Source organism: Saccharomonospora saliphila YIM 90502 (genome assembly GCF_000383795.1).
In the GTDB taxonomy this organism is placed as follows: Bacteria; Actinomycetota; Actinomycetes; order Mycobacteriales; family Pseudonocardiaceae; genus Saccharomonospora; species Saccharomonospora saliphila.
In genome coordinates this window covers 168,163-181,908 of record NZ_KB912640.1, presented here as the reverse complement: position 1 = coordinate 181,908, position 13,746 = coordinate 168,163, and the positions used below count along the sequence as shown (strand labels likewise).

8 protein-coding genes and 1 pseudogene are annotated in these 13,746 nt (G+C 70.8%); 7 read left to right on the top strand and 2 right to left on the bottom strand.

Annotated features, from left to right (window positions below; genetic code table 11):
• Positions 1 to 148: 148 nt before the first annotated feature.
• Both SACSA_RS0105945 and SACSA_RS0105940 read left to right on the top strand, forming a co-directional pair.
• Complete coding sequence (locus SACSA_RS0105945; protein WP_028661593.1) at positions 149 to 2,155, top strand: thioredoxin domain-containing protein; 2,007 nt, start codon at positions 149 to 151, stop codon at positions 2,153 to 2,155.
• A 179-nt stretch (positions 2,156 to 2,334) separates the two neighbouring features.
• On the top strand, positions 2,335 to 4,230 hold the full coding sequence (locus SACSA_RS0105940) for an acyl-CoA dehydrogenase family protein (protein ID WP_019814246.1): 1,896 nt from the start codon (positions 2,335 to 2,337) through the stop codon (positions 4,228 to 4,230).
• A gap of 122 nt (positions 4,231 to 4,352) precedes the next feature.
• Here SACSA_RS0105940 and SACSA_RS0105935 read toward each other — a convergent pair whose 3' ends face one another.
• Positions 4,353 to 5,336 (bottom strand): extracellular catalytic domain type 1 short-chain-length polyhydroxyalkanoate depolymerase, encoded by a 984-nt coding sequence (locus tag SACSA_RS0105935; RefSeq protein WP_019814245.1) that lies wholly within the window; start codon positions 5,334 to 5,336, stop codon positions 4,353 to 4,355.
• 205 nt (positions 5,337 to 5,541) lie between these two features.
• On the opposite strand from SACSA_RS0105935, the gene SACSA_RS0105930 reads away from it, so the two are divergent.
• A complete protein-coding gene (locus SACSA_RS0105930; protein ID WP_048876503.1) occupies positions 5,542 to 6,894 on the top strand; it encodes a 3-hydroxybutyrate oligomer hydrolase family protein in 1,353 nt (450 codons plus the stop codon).
• 209 nt (positions 6,895 to 7,103) lie between these two features.
• Here the strand turns inward: SACSA_RS0105930 and SACSA_RS0105925 are convergent, their stop codons facing one another.
• Complete coding sequence (locus SACSA_RS0105925) at positions 7,104 to 7,676, bottom strand: TetR/AcrR family transcriptional regulator (protein ID WP_019814243.1); 573 nt, start codon at positions 7,674 to 7,676, stop codon at positions 7,104 to 7,106.
• A 215-nt stretch (positions 7,677 to 7,891) separates the two neighbouring features.
• On the opposite strand from SACSA_RS0105925, the gene SACSA_RS0105920 reads away from it, so the two are divergent.
• The 4 genes and pseudogenes from SACSA_RS0105920 to SACSA_RS25765 form a co-directional block, all read left to right on the top strand.
• A complete protein-coding gene (locus SACSA_RS0105920) occupies positions 7,892 to 9,379 on the top strand; it encodes an aldehyde dehydrogenase family protein (RefSeq protein ID WP_019814242.1) in 1,488 nt (495 codons plus the stop codon).
• 4 nt (positions 9,380 to 9,383) lie between these two features.
• Entirely contained in the window at positions 9,384 to 11,039 is a 1,656-nt protein-coding gene (gene betA / locus SACSA_RS0105915) for a choline dehydrogenase (protein ID WP_019814241.1), read from the top strand.
• A 5-nt stretch (positions 11,040 to 11,044) separates the two neighbouring features.
• Positions 11,045 to 12,739: a choline BCCT transporter BetT gene (betT, locus tag SACSA_RS21750; protein ID WP_157596631.1), complete on the top strand. Its 1,695-nt coding sequence runs from the start codon at positions 11,045 to 11,047 to the stop codon at positions 12,737 to 12,739.
• A 265-nt stretch (positions 12,740 to 13,004) separates the two neighbouring features.
• Positions 13,005 to 13,746, top strand: a pseudogene (locus tag SACSA_RS25765) (hypothetical protein); the annotation flags it as partial.

The following is a 13,746-nucleotide window of genomic DNA, read 5'->3' as shown; positions in this document are numbered from 1 at the left end:
CGGAGAGCGCTGACCGGCGCGCCGGTCCCCTCGCCGTCGAACCGCGGCGGGCGGGTGCCGTCCGGCCGCGTGGGCCGGCGCGTGGACACGACGGCAGGAAAGACACACCTGGTGGCGGGAGACCGGGGTGCGTCCTACCGTGGGACGCGTGTCCAACCGCCTGATCGACGCGACCAGTCCGTACCTGCTGCAACACGCCGACAACCCGGTGGACTGGTGGCCGTGGAGCGCCGAGGCGCTCGCGGAGGCCAGGCGCAGGGACGTGCCGATTCTGCTCTCCATCGGCTACGCCGCCTGCCACTGGTGTCACGTGATGGCGCACGAGTCGTTCGCCGACGCCGAGATCGCGGCGTACATGAACGAACACTTCGTCAACATCAAGGTGGACCGCGAGGAGCGCCCGGACATCGACGCCGTCTACATGACGGCCACCCAGGCGATGACCGGCCAGGGCGGCTGGCCGATGACGTGTTTTCTCACCCCCGACGGGGAGCCGTTCCACTGCGGCACCTACTACCCGCCCGTTTCCGGGCACGGGATGCCGTCGTTCCGGCAGCTGCTGACCGCGGTCGCGCAGGCGTGGTCGCAGCGCCGGGACGAACTCACCGAGGGCGCGGGCAGGATCGTCGAGCACATCGCCGAGCGGACGGGCCCCCTCTCGGCGCACCCGGTGGACGAGCAGGCTCTGGCCTCGGCGGTGTCGACCCTGCGCACCGAGGCCGATCCGGTCAACGGCGGATTCGGCAGCGCGCCGAAGTTCCCGCCGTCGATGGTGCTGGAGTTCCTGCTGCGCCACCACGAACGCACCGGCTCGGCCGAGGCGTTGTCCCTGGTTGAGCTGACGGCGGAGCACATGGCCCGCGGCGGCATCTACGACCAGCTCGGCGGCGGCTTCGCCCGCTACTCCGTCGACACGGCCTGGGTGGTGCCGCACTTCGAGAAGATGCTCTACGACAACGCGCTGCTGCTGCGCGCCTACGGCCACCTCGCCCGGCGCACCGGGTCGCCGCTGGCCACCCGGATCGCGGGGGAGACCGCGGAGTTCCTGCTGCGTGACCTGCGCACGGCCGAGGGCGGGTTCGCGGCGTCGCTGGACGCCGACACCGACGGTGTCGAGGGACTCACCTACGTGTGGACGCCGGGCCAGCTCGTGGAGGTGCTCGGCCCGGACGACGGCGCGTGGGCGGCGGAGACGTTCGGCGTCACCGAGGAGGGCACCTTCGAGCGCGGCGCCTCCACCTTGCGGCTGCCGCGTGACCCCGACGACCCCGCGCGCTGGCTCCGCGTGAGCACCGCGCTGCTGCGGGCCCGCGACGCGCGGCCGCAACCCGCCCGCGACGACAAGGTGATCGCCGCCTGGAACGGTCTGGCGATCACGGCGCTCGCCGAGGCAGGGACCGCGCTGGGACGGCCCGAGTGGGTCGAGGCCGCGGCGGCGGCCGGTGCGCTGCTGCTCGACCGGCACCTCGTGGACGGCAGGCTGCGTCGGAGCTCCCGGGGCGGAGTGGCGGGCGACGCCGCCGGGGTGCTCGAGGATTACGCCTGCCTCGCCGACGGGCTGCTCGCTTTGCACCAGGCCACGGGCGAGTCGGTGTGGCTGGCGGAGGCCACCCGCTTGCTCGACATCGCGCTCGACCGGTTCGCCGTGGCCGACACCCCGGGCGCGTTCCACGACACGGCCGACGATGCCGAGGCGCTGGTGCACCGGCCCTCCGACCCCACGGACAACGCGAGCCCGGCAGGCGCCTCGGCACTGGCGGGAGCGTTGCTGACCGCATCAGCGCTGGTCGGCGCCGACCGGGCGAGCGAGTACCGGGCCGCCTGCGAGCGTGCGCTGGACCGCGCGGGTGCGCTCATCAGGCAGGTTCCGCGTTTCGCGGGGAACTGGTTGTCCGTGGCTGAGGCGCTGCTGTGCGGTCCCGTGCAGGTCGCCGTCGTCGGGCCGGACGCGGCACAGCGCTCGGAGCTGCTGGCCGAGGCGGCACGCGGAGTGCACGGCGGGGGTGTCGTGCTGGGCGGGCCGCCGGAAGCCGAGGGCGTTCCGCTGCTGGCCGACCGGCCGCTTGTCGACGGCGCGCCCGCTGCCTACGTCTGCCACGGCTATGTCTGCGACCGCCCGGTCACCACACCGGAGGCGCTCGCGGCGGCACTCTGAGCGTTCCCGCGCGCCGGGCCGGGCGTGCGACGGTGGGCGACCGCGTGTGAGTACGGGCAACTCGCGACCCGTGGGGGTCAACTCGCGGATCCGTGAGGGCAACTCGCGGGTTCGTGGGGGGCGACTCGCGGGGGCGCGATCACGCTGCGGGAGTGGCGCGGGTCCGGCAGGCTTGATCCATGCAGGTGTTGACGGAGGTACTCGACGGCCGGTGGGCCGCCGTGCGCGGGGACATCCGTGAGCAGATGGCGGCTCAGAGGCCCCCGGAGCCGTGCGGGCTGGATGTCGACCAGCATCGTGCGCTCGTCAGCGAGCAGCTGCGGCAACTGGCCGACACCGGGCGCCCCAGGCTCGGGTTTCCGCCGGAGTACGGCGGTGAGGGAGACGTCGGCGGGGCGGTGGTGTCGTTCGAGATGCTCGGCTTCGGCGACCTGTCGCTGATGGTCAAGGCGGGCGTGCAGTGGGGCCTGTTCGGGGGTGCCGTGCAGTCGCTCGGCACCGAGCACCACCACGAGCGCTATCTGCCCGCGATCATGTCGCTGGAGTTGCCCGGTTGCTTCGCGATGACCGAGACCGGGCACGGGTCGGACGTGCAGAGCCTGCGCACGACGGCCACCTACGACGCGGACGCGGGCGAGTTCGTCGTGCACACGCCCGACACCGCGGCCCGCAAGGACTACATCGGCAACGCCGCCCGCGACGGGCGTATGGCGGCCGTGTTCGCCCAGTTGGTCACCGGGGGCCGCTCGCACGGCGTGCACGCCTTCCTCGTGCCGATCCGGGACGCGGACGGCAGGCCCGCCTCCGGGGTGACGATCGAGGACTGCGGCGCCAAGGCCGGGCTCAACGGCGTCGACAACGGCAGGCTCTCCTTCAACCACGTGCGCGTCCCGCGCACGGCGCTGTTGAACCGCTACGGTGACGTGCGGCCGGACGGGACCTACACCAGTCCGATCGAGAACGACAACCGCCGCTTCTTCACCATGCTCGGCACTCTCGTGCGGGGGCGGATCAGCGTCGCGGGCAGCGCGGGCAACGCCACGAAACGGGCGCTGGCCCTCGCCGTGCGCTACGCCGAGCGGCGCCGCCAGTTTTACGGGCCGGAGGGCGAGGAGGTGGCGATCCTCGACTACCTCGCGCACCAGCGCAGGCTCCTGCCCGCGCTGGCGAGGACCTACGCGCTGCACTTCGCTCAGGAGGAGCTCGTCTCCGCGTTGGACGCCTCGCAGGGCACCACCGAGGTCGACGCCACCCGGCAGCGCGCGCTCGAAGCGCGGGCCGCCGGGCTCAAGGCCGTCACGACCTGGCACGCGACCGGTGCCATCCAGGCCGCCCGTGAGGCGTGCGGAGGCGCGGGCTACCTCGCCGAGAACGTGCTGCCCTCGCTCAAGGCCGACACCGACGTGTTCACCACCTTCGAGGGCGACAACACGGTGCTGCTCCAGCTCGTCGCGAAGGGACTGCTGACCAACTACCGCGACCAGTTCGCGGACCTCAGTCCCATCGCGACCGCGCGGTTCGCCGCGGAGCAGTTCGTCGGCGCGGTGATCGAGCGGACCGCGGCGCGCCAGGTGGTCGAGCGTCTCGTGGACGCGACCCCGGCGCGGGATGACGACGAGATCGTGTTCGACCGGGGCTGGCAGTGCAAGCTCTTCGAGGACCGGGAGCAGCACTCGCTCGACGGCCTCGCGCGCAGGCTGCGTGCCGCGACGAAGGACACCGCCTTCGAGGTGTTCAACACCGCCCAGGACCACGTGCTGCACGCCGCCCGCGCCCACGTCGAACGGGTGGTACTGGAGGCGTTCGTGGCCGCCGTCGACCGGTGTTCCGACGACGAGACCCGTGGGCTGCTGGACAAGGTGTGCGACCTCTACGTGCTGTCGACGATCGAGTCCGACCGCGCCTGGTTCCTCGAACACGGCAGGCTCAGCGGCCCGAGGGCGAAAGCCGTGGTGGCGGGGGTGAACCAACGGTGCCGGGACCTGCGCCCGCACGCCCGAGGGCTCGTCGACGCGTTCGCGATCCCCGAGCAGTTCCTGCGCGCGCCGATGCTCGCGGGCGGCGAGGACGGGTAACTCCGCTCGTTCGCCGAGAAGTCCCGGAGCGGTTTCGGTCTCGTGCACGCCGAAACCGCTCCGGACCACGATCGGCCCACGCGGGCAGGAGCGGGCTGAGCCGCCGCCCACCCGGGGCGCGGTCAGCTCAGGCCCCACGATCCGCTCAGGTGCGCTGCCGCGCAGACGTCGACGTCGAGCTGGTACGAGGCGGTGTGTCCGCACTGCTGTGGGCCGGTTCCCGGGTCGATGGGTTGGCCGTGGCCCATACCGGTCACGGTGACCGTCTCCACCACCGCTCGGCCGGACTGGTCGGTGTAGGTCGCGTGCGGGTAGCCCGCGACGGTGCCGGTGCTGTCGGCGGTGGCGTCGGTGCCGTGTACGTTCGTCCACTGCTCCACCAACTCGCGCTGGTTGGCGACCGCGACGGTGTAGTCGGCGTCGCCGTGCCAGACGCTGACCGTGGGCCACGGTCCGGTGTGGGTGGTGGCGGAGCGGACCAGGTCGCCCCACTCCGAGGGCGTGCGATCCTCACCCGGATTCATGCAGCCGTAGGCCTCGTACGTCGTCGTGGCGCACCGGTACGGAATTCCGGCGACGATGCCGCCGGCCGCGAAGGTGTCCGGGTAGGTGGCCAGCATGGCCGCCGTCATCGCGCCGCCCGCGGACAGGCCCGTGACGTAGACGCGCGACGGGTCGGCGTTGGTGGTGGACAGGATGTGCCCGACCATGCTCCGAACCGAGGCCACCTCGCCCCAACCCCGCGTCGTGTCGGCGGAGGAGAACCAGTTGAAGCAGCCGTTGTAATTGTTGCTGCTGCGCTGTCCGGGCAGGACCAGGGCGAAGTCGTGCTGGTCGGCCGTCTCCACCCAGCCGGAGTTGGTGCCGTAGTCGGGTCCGTTCTGGCTGCATCCGTGCATCGCGACGACCACGGGCCGGTTGTCCGGCAGTCCGGCGGGCACGTACTGGTGCATACGTAGATTGCCCGGGTTCGACCCGAAATAGCTCACCTCGGTGATGCCGCTTGACTGCGCCGTGGCCACCGGCGTGCCCATGCCGAGCAGCGCGGCGCCGAGCAGCGCGAGCACCGTCCGCGCCCGTTTCCGTCGTGCCGTTGTCGTGAACATCCCGGACCTCCTCACGTCGTCGTGATCCGGACGACGCTAGAAGTGCCACGGGCGCGCGAGCCATGTCCCGGGCGACCACAACGGAGTGCGGCGCTGTGGGGAGCGCGGACATTCCGCGCTCGGCGCGCGCGCTCGTACCGTGACCCGGTCGTGTCCGTCCCACTCTCGCGGGAGGTCGTCCGTGCGCGGGCTCATCACGATCACGATGTCGCTGCTGTTGTTGGTGCCGGTGGCCGTGTCACCGCCTGCGGAGGCGCGGGAGGGAGGCGACTGCGGCGCGGACCACCTGCGCGTGCCCGCCGCGCCGCACCAGCGCATCGCCTGCCTTCCGGACCTCACCACCGCCGGAACGGTCCACACGGGACACACCGACCCCGCGGACTGGGCGGGTCTGACGCAGGAGGCGTTGCCCGTGCCCGAGGCCGTCCCCGGTGTGCAGATCGACGGCTACTTCCGCGACGATTCGACCACCAACACCAACCACGGGCTCGACCACGACGCGCAGTTCGTCCTGCGCTTGCCCGACGACTGGAATGGCGGTCTCGTCATCACCGGCAGCCCGGGCAACCGCGAGCAGTACGCCAACGACCGCGTGATCTCGGATTGGGTACTCGCGCGGGGTTACGCCTTCGCGGCCACCGACAAGGGCAACACCGGGGCCCGGTTCTTCACCGACGGTGACCGGCCGGGTGCGGCCATCGCCGAATGGAACGCCCGGGTCACCGAGCTGACGCGGGCGGCCAAGGTGGTCGTGACACGGCACTACCAGCGCCCGCCTCGCCGGACGGTGCTGACGGGCCTGTCCAACGGCGGCTACCTGGTGCGCTGGCAACTGGAGAACCACCCGGAGCTCTACGACGGCGGCGTCGACTGGGAGGGCACGCTCTGGGTCGAGGACGGCCCCACTCTGCTCGACTACCTTCCGCGCGCCTTGACGGCGTATCCGCGCTACGCCGACGGTGGTGCGGACGCGGAACGGGCGCACGCCGAGCTGGTGGCGGCCGGCTTTCCGGAGGGTTCGGAGTTCTTGTGGCCGTACCATCACCGGTACTACTGGGACCTCACCCAGCGGATCTACCGCGAGGAGATCGACCCGTCCTTCGACGGGGAGACCGAGGCGGGAACGCCGTACTGCGAACCCGGCAGCCCCGCCTGCGACGCCGACTACGACTACGCGGGCAGGCCGAGGGAAGTGCACGAGGCCGTCGAGCGCATCGGGCTGACCGGGGAGATCGGCAAACCGCTGCTGACGCTGCACGGCACCCTCGACGTGCTGTTGCCGATCGCCCGGGACTCCGATGTCTACGCCGACATGGTGCGAGCGCGGGGCCGGGGCGCGCTGCACCGGTACTACCGGATCGAGGACGGCACGCACACGGACGCGCTGGTCGATGTGTTCCCCGAACGTCTGCGGGCACTCACACCGTGTCACCGCGCGGCCTTCGTGGCGTTGGAGGCGCATCTGTCCGACGGTGCCGTCCTGCCGCCGTCGAGCACGGTCCCGCGCCCCGACGGGGTGAGCCCTCGCGAGCTGGTCACGCGGTGCTCCCTGCGCTGAGAGGTGCCGTACACCCTTCCCGGCGCGGCCATGCCCGGTGATCGCGGACCCTCGGTCAGCGCGTGCGCGTCCCGGCTCTTGGTGACGCGCGGGTGTGCGCGGGCGGACTCACGAGCACCGAGGGGCAACTCGCGAGCACCGACGGGCAACTCGCGGGCCTGGAGGGGCAACTCGCGAGCACCGAGGGGCAACTCGCGGGTTCGTGGTGGTCAGGACTGGAGGGCGCGGCGGTAGAGGGATTCCAGGTGGGTGCGGGACGGGGGTGTGTCGGTGAGCACGGCCTGCATCAGCAGGCCGCAGGTCAGGGTGGCCACCATCTGGCCCGTGAGCGGGTCGGTGCGGGCCATGAACACCTCGGCCAGCGCGTCGTCCCATGCCACCGCCGCGTGGCGCAGGCGGGGCCGCTGGAGCGCGAGCGCGTAGAGGTTGTACTCCGCGATCGTGTGCTGGCGCTGCTCGGTCACCGAGGAGAGCACGAAGTCGGCCAGCGCGGCGGCGAGGTCCACGCCGGGTTCGAGCGCACGGTCCCACTCGCGTAGCGCGGTGACGCTGCGCTGCGCCGCCTCGTCGAGTGCCACCGCGATGAGGTCGTCCAGCGTCGTGAAGTGGTAGGTGGTCGAGCCCAGCGGCACGCCCGCCTCCGCGGCGACCGCGCGGTGCGTGAGCGAATCGATCCCCCGCTCCGCGATCACGGCGATCGCCGCCCGTGCGATGCGATTGCGCCGGTCGGGGTCGTTCGGTCCGCGTCCCCGCTTCCGGGGCACCGACTCCTGCGTGGTCACCGCCGCACACTCCCCTCCGGACTCCGTGTTACCCCCTGCGACCGGCAGCGGTACCCCCGGTCATCGCACATGACATCACACCACGTCAGACGGTGCCTCGAACCCCTCGACCCTGGTGTGGACATCTGTACATATAGCATGTACTAGTGTACACAAATCGCGTCGGCGCGTGCCAACGCGAACAGCCCACGACGACGGAGGGGAACAGTCACCGGATGAGAGAGCTCTACATCGACGGACACTGGAGCGACGCCACGACCACCACCGGCGGTCGAGCCGTCCTCAATCCCTACGACGGCAGCACGATCACCACGGTCGCGGAGGCCGGTCCGGACGATGTGGACGCCGCGGTCGCGGCGGCACGGCGGGCGTTCGACACCGGAGAGTGGCCGTCCACATCGAACCGCGACCGCGCCGCTGTGCTCCGCCGCGTCGCCGACCTGCTGGTGCGCGACCGCGAGCTGCTCGCCCGCGACGAGAGCGTGGACACCGGCAAGACGCTGGCGGAGGGGCGCATCGACGTCGACGACGTCACCGGCGTGTTCCGCTACTACGCGAGCCTGGTCGAGACCGACTCCGGCCGCGCCGTGGACACCGGCGACCCGAACGTGGTCAGCCGGGTGGTGCACGAGCCCGTCGGCGTGTGCTCGCTGATCGCGCCGTGGAACTATCCGCTGCTCCAGATGTGTTGGAAGCTGGCTCCCGCCCTCGGAGCCGGCAACACCACCGTGGTCAAGCCGAGCGAGCTGACCCCGCTGTCGACCGTCCGCCTGGTCGCGCTGCTGGCCGAGGCCGGTGTGCCCGCCGGTGTGGTCAACCTCGTGCTCGGCGCGGGATCGGTGGTCGGCGCCGAGATGGTGCGGCACCCGGGAGTGGACCTCGTGTCGTTCACCGGCGGCCTGGCGACCGGACGCCGCATCATGGCGATGGCGGCCGAGGGGGTCAAGAAGGTCGCGCTGGAGCTGGGCGGCAAGAACCCGAACGTGGTCTTCGCCGACGCCGACTTCGACACCGCCGTGGACTACGCGCTGGCCGCCGGGTTCTTCCACTCCGGCCAGGTGTGCTCGGCGGGCGCGCGGCTGCTCGTGCAGGACGAGGTGTACGAGGAGTTCGTCGCGGAGTTCGCCCGCCGGGCGGAGCTGATCCGGCTCGGCAACGGGCTGCGTGACGAGACCGAGTGCGGCCCGCTGGTCTCGGCCGAGCACCGTGCCAAGGTCGAGCGCTACATCGAGCGCACGATCGCCGAGGGCGCGCGCCTGGTCACCGGCGGCACGCGGCCGGACGAGCCCGAGCTGGCCGACGGCTACTTCCTGCGCCCCACGGTGTTCGCCGACTGCACCGCGGAGATGACCGCCGTGCGCGAGGAGGTCTTCGGGCCCGTGGTGACCGTCGAACGGTTCACCGACGAGGCCGAGGCCGTGGCGCTGGCCAACGACACCGACTACGGGCTCGCCGGTGCGGTATGGACCGGGGACGCCTCACGCGCGCAACGTGTCGCGGGCGCGCTGCGGCACGGCACCGTCTGGATCAACGACTTCCACCCCTACGTGCCACAGGCCGAGTGGGGCGGATTCGGCAACTCCGGCGTCGGCCGGGAACTCGGACCGTCCGGACTGGACGAATACCGCGAGGCGAAGCACATCTACCAGAACATCAATCCCGCACCGATGCGCTGGTTCTCCGGCGCGCGGAAGGAGGCGTGAACTCGTGGGGCAGAGCTACGACTACATCATCGTGGGCGGCGGTTCGGCGGGCTGTGTGCTCGCCAACCGGCTCTCCGCCGACCCGTCGGTCAACGTGCTCGTGCTGGAGGCGGGGCGCCCGGACTGGATCTGGGATGTGCTGATCCACATGCCCGCCGCGTTGACGATGGTGATCGGCAACCCGCTCTACGACTGGCGCTACGAGTCGGAACCCGAGCCCTACATGGGCGGGAGGCGTGTCTACCACGGCCGGGGCAAGGTGCTCGGCGGGTCCAGTTCCATCAACGGGATGATCTTCCAGCGGGGTAATCCGATGGACCTCGAACGCTGGGCCTCGGACCCGGGCATGGAGACCTGGGACTACGCACACTGCCTGCCCTACTTCAAGCGCATGGAGAACTGCCGCGCGGGCGCGGACGAGTGGCGCGGTGGCGACGGCCCGCTGTGGCTGGAGCGCGGCCCGGCCACCAACCCGCTGTTCGGCGCGTTCCTCGACGCCGCGCAGGAGGCGGGCTACCCGCTGACCAGTGACGTCAACGGCTACCGGCAGGAGGGCTTCGCCGAGTTCGACCGCACCGTCCGCAACGGCAGGCGCTGGTCGTCGGCGCGGGCGTACCTGCACCCGGTGAAGGTGCGGCCCAACCTCACCGTGCAGTGCTACTCGCACGTCAACCGCGTGCTGTTCGACGGCACGCGCGCCACAGGCGTGTCCTACAGCCGGCTCGGCCGCAAGCCGCGCGAGGTCTACGGCGGGGAGGTCATTCTCGCAGGCGGGGCGATCAACACGCCCCAGCTCCTGCAACTGTCTGGTATCGGCGATCCCGCGCACCTGTCCTCGCTCGGCATCGACCCGGTCCACGAACTGCCCGGCGTCGGCGAGAACCTGCAGGACCACCTGGAAGTCTACGTCCAGCACGCCTGCACGCGGCCGGTGTCGTACAACCCGTCGCTGAAGATGCACAAGCGGCCGAAGATCGGCCTGCAGTGGCTGTTCGGGCGCACCGGACCCGCGGCGACGAACCACTTCGAGGCGGGTGGCTTCGTGCGCGGCAACGCCGATGTCGAGTACCCGAACCTGATGTTCCACTTCCTGCCGCTGGCCGTGCGCTACGACGGGACCCAGATCGACACCCCGCACGGCTATCAGGTCCACATCGGACCGATGTACTCGGACGTGCGCGGTGACGTAAAGATCACCTCGGCCGATCCGAAACGCAAGCCCGCGCTGCGGTTCAACTATCTGTCCACCGAGAACGACCGCAGGGAATGGATCGAGGCCATTCACGTGGCCCGTGAGATCCTGCGCCAGCCCGCGCTGAATCCGTACAACGGCGGCGAGATCTCGCCGGGTCCCGAGGTCGAGACAGACGAGCAGATCCTCGACTGGGTCGCCCGCGACGCGGAGACGGCCTACCACCCGTCCTGCACCGCGCGCATGGGCGTCGACGAGATGTCGGTGGTCGATCCGAAGTCGATGCGGGTGCACGGCACCAGCAACCTGCGCGTCACCGACGCTTCGGCCATGCCGTATCTGACCAACGGCAACATCTACGCCCCCGTGATGATGCTGGCCGAGAAGGCGGCAGACCTCATCCGGGGTGACACGCCGCTACCCCCTGCCGAGACTCCGTTCTACCGCCATTCCCGACAAGAGAGGTGAACAACGTGTCCAGAACCGGCGAACATCGGCCACACACCGAAGACGGTTCCGGCGACGGGGCCCCGGTGGAAGCCAACCGTGTCGCCGCGGTGCAGGACAACGGAATCAACCGCGCCGCGTTCATCGGTGCGTCGGTCATCATCCTGGCGATCGCCGGCTGGGCGATGGCTACCCCGGAGGGCGCGGCGCACACGATCGGCGTACTCGTCGGCTGGGTTTCGGAGGGACTCGGCTGGTACTACATCCTCGCGGCCACCATCTTCCTGGTGTTCGTGATCTATCTCGCCGCGTCGAAGCACGGCAAGGTCACGCTCGGCCCCGCCAAGTCCACACCGGACTATAACATCTTCGCGTGGGCGTCGATGCTGTTCGCGGCGGGTATCGGCGTCGATTTGATGTTCTTCTCGGTCGCCGAGCCGGTCACCCAGTATCTCGACCCCCCGCAGGGTTCCCCTGAGACGCTGGATGCCGCGCGGAACGCCGTGGTGTGGACACTGTTCCACTACGGTGTGACCGGATGGGCGATGTACGCGCTGATGGGCATGGCGCTGGGCTACTTCGCCTTCCGCCGCGGCCTGCCACTGGCCGTGCGTTCAGCGCTGTATCCGCTGATCGGCAAGCGCGTGCACGGACGGGCCGGGCACGCGGTGGACATCGCCGCGTCGCTGGGCACGGTGTTCGGTATCGCCACCTCGCTGGGCATCGGTGTCGTGCAGCTCAACTTCGGGCTGCACTTCCTGTTCGACATCCCCCAGGGCACCGCGGCCCAGGCGGGCCTGGTCGCGCTGACGGTGGTCATGGCGACGGTGTCGGCCGTGGCGGGTGTCGACCGGGGAATCCGGCGCCTGTCACAGCTCAACGTCGTGCTGGCGATCGTGCTGATGGGCTTCATCCTGTTCAGCGACGACCCGTTGTTCCTGCTCAACGGGATCGTGCTCAACATCGGCGACTACGTCAGCAACTTCGCCGACATGACGCTGAACACCTTCGCCTACGACCGGCCCACCGAGTGGCTGAACTCGTGGACGCTGTTCTTCTGGGCGTGGTGGATCGCGTGGGCGCCGTTCGTCGGGCTCTTCCTCGCGCGGATCTCGCGGGGGCGCACGATTCGCCAGTTCGTGTCGGCCACGCTGGTCATACCGTTCCTGTTCACGCTGGTGTTCCTCTCGGTGTTCGGCAACAGCGCGCTGAGCCTGGTGCGCGGGGGCAACGCCGAGTTCGGCGAGACCGCGATGAACGCGCCGGAGGAGGGTTTCTACACGCTGCTGGCGCAATACCCGGGCGTGACCTTCAGCGCCGGGCTGGCCACCGTGGTGGGGTTGCTGTTCTACGTGACCTCGGCCGACTCCGGCGCGCTGGTGCTGGGCAACCTCACCTCACGCCTGGCGAGCCCGACCACCGACGCGCGGCCGTGGGTGCGGGTGTTCTGGTCGATCGCGATCGGACTCATCACCCTGGCGATGCTGCTGGTCGGTGGCGTGCCGACCTTGCAGAACGCGACGATCATCATGGGCCTGCCGTTCTCGTTCGTGATGTTCCTGGTGGCCTGGGGCCTGCACAAGGCGCTCAACCGTGAGGCGGCCGACGCGCGCCGCTTCCTCGGCACGGCGTCGGCGAGCGGGCAGGGCCGTCCGGAGACGGAGTGCGGGAAGGCTGGTGACGCCGAGCACACGGAGCCGGTTCCGGCCGGACGCGACTGACCCGTTACCGGACATGGCGGGCGGCGACCACCGCGGTCGCCGCCCGCCTTCGTCGTCTCGGTGCGGGTCACAAGGGACGGTGTGTACATCGGTACCGCCGCGCGTTATGGTCCGGACCACTATGGGCGCACACGGGTGTTCGCCGCGGGGAGGCGGCGCCCGACGACGAGATGACCGGGGGGTTGATTCGATGCGCACGTCCAGAGCCAGAACCAGACGACGGTGGTCACGAACGGTCGCGGTCTCGCTCGCCGCGGTGACGGCCGTGGGGACCGTGCAGTGGCCCGCGCAGGCCCGGCAGGATCCGGAACCGGACACCGACGTCGCCGTCGAGCGACCCGACAGCGATGCCGCGCCCTCGGCCGTCCCGGAAGGCGAGCGCGCGGAGGTACTGGGGAAGAACTGGCGCGATTCGTCCGACCGCGCGTGGGTGACCTCCGGGGACGCCGACGGCTTCCACCTCCTCGTTGCCGATGCGGCCGAGGGCTACGACTGGCGCAGGATCGCGACCCTGTCCGAGCCGGGGTTCGCGGCGGACCGCTGGATCGGCAACGCGTGCGTGACGGAGTCGGGCGAGCGTGCCGTCGTGGCCTACGCGCCCCGCACCTTCACCAACGAGCCCGAGCTCATGCGGCGCGGCGCGTTCACGGCGGTGGTCGACCTCACCGACGGGTCGGTGACCAAACTGGCCGAACAGTCCACCCTGGCCTACTTCAGTCCGTCCTGCGGCGCCGGTGAGCGTGCCGTGCTGACGCGGAGCGGGGAGGAGGACGCCGCGACGCGGCTGACCGAGCTCGACGCCGCGACGGCGACCGTGACCGGCCGGATCGAGACGGCGGGCCAGCTCACCTCGGCCGTGCCGACCGAGGACGGCATCGTCGCCGCCGACTCGGGCGGGCTCGTGCGGGTGGCCGAGGACGGCACCCGCCGGGTGCTGGCACCCGCCAGCGGAGTGCCGTTTCAGCTCGCCGCGGACAGCGACGGCGGTGTGGTGTTCATGGAGCGCG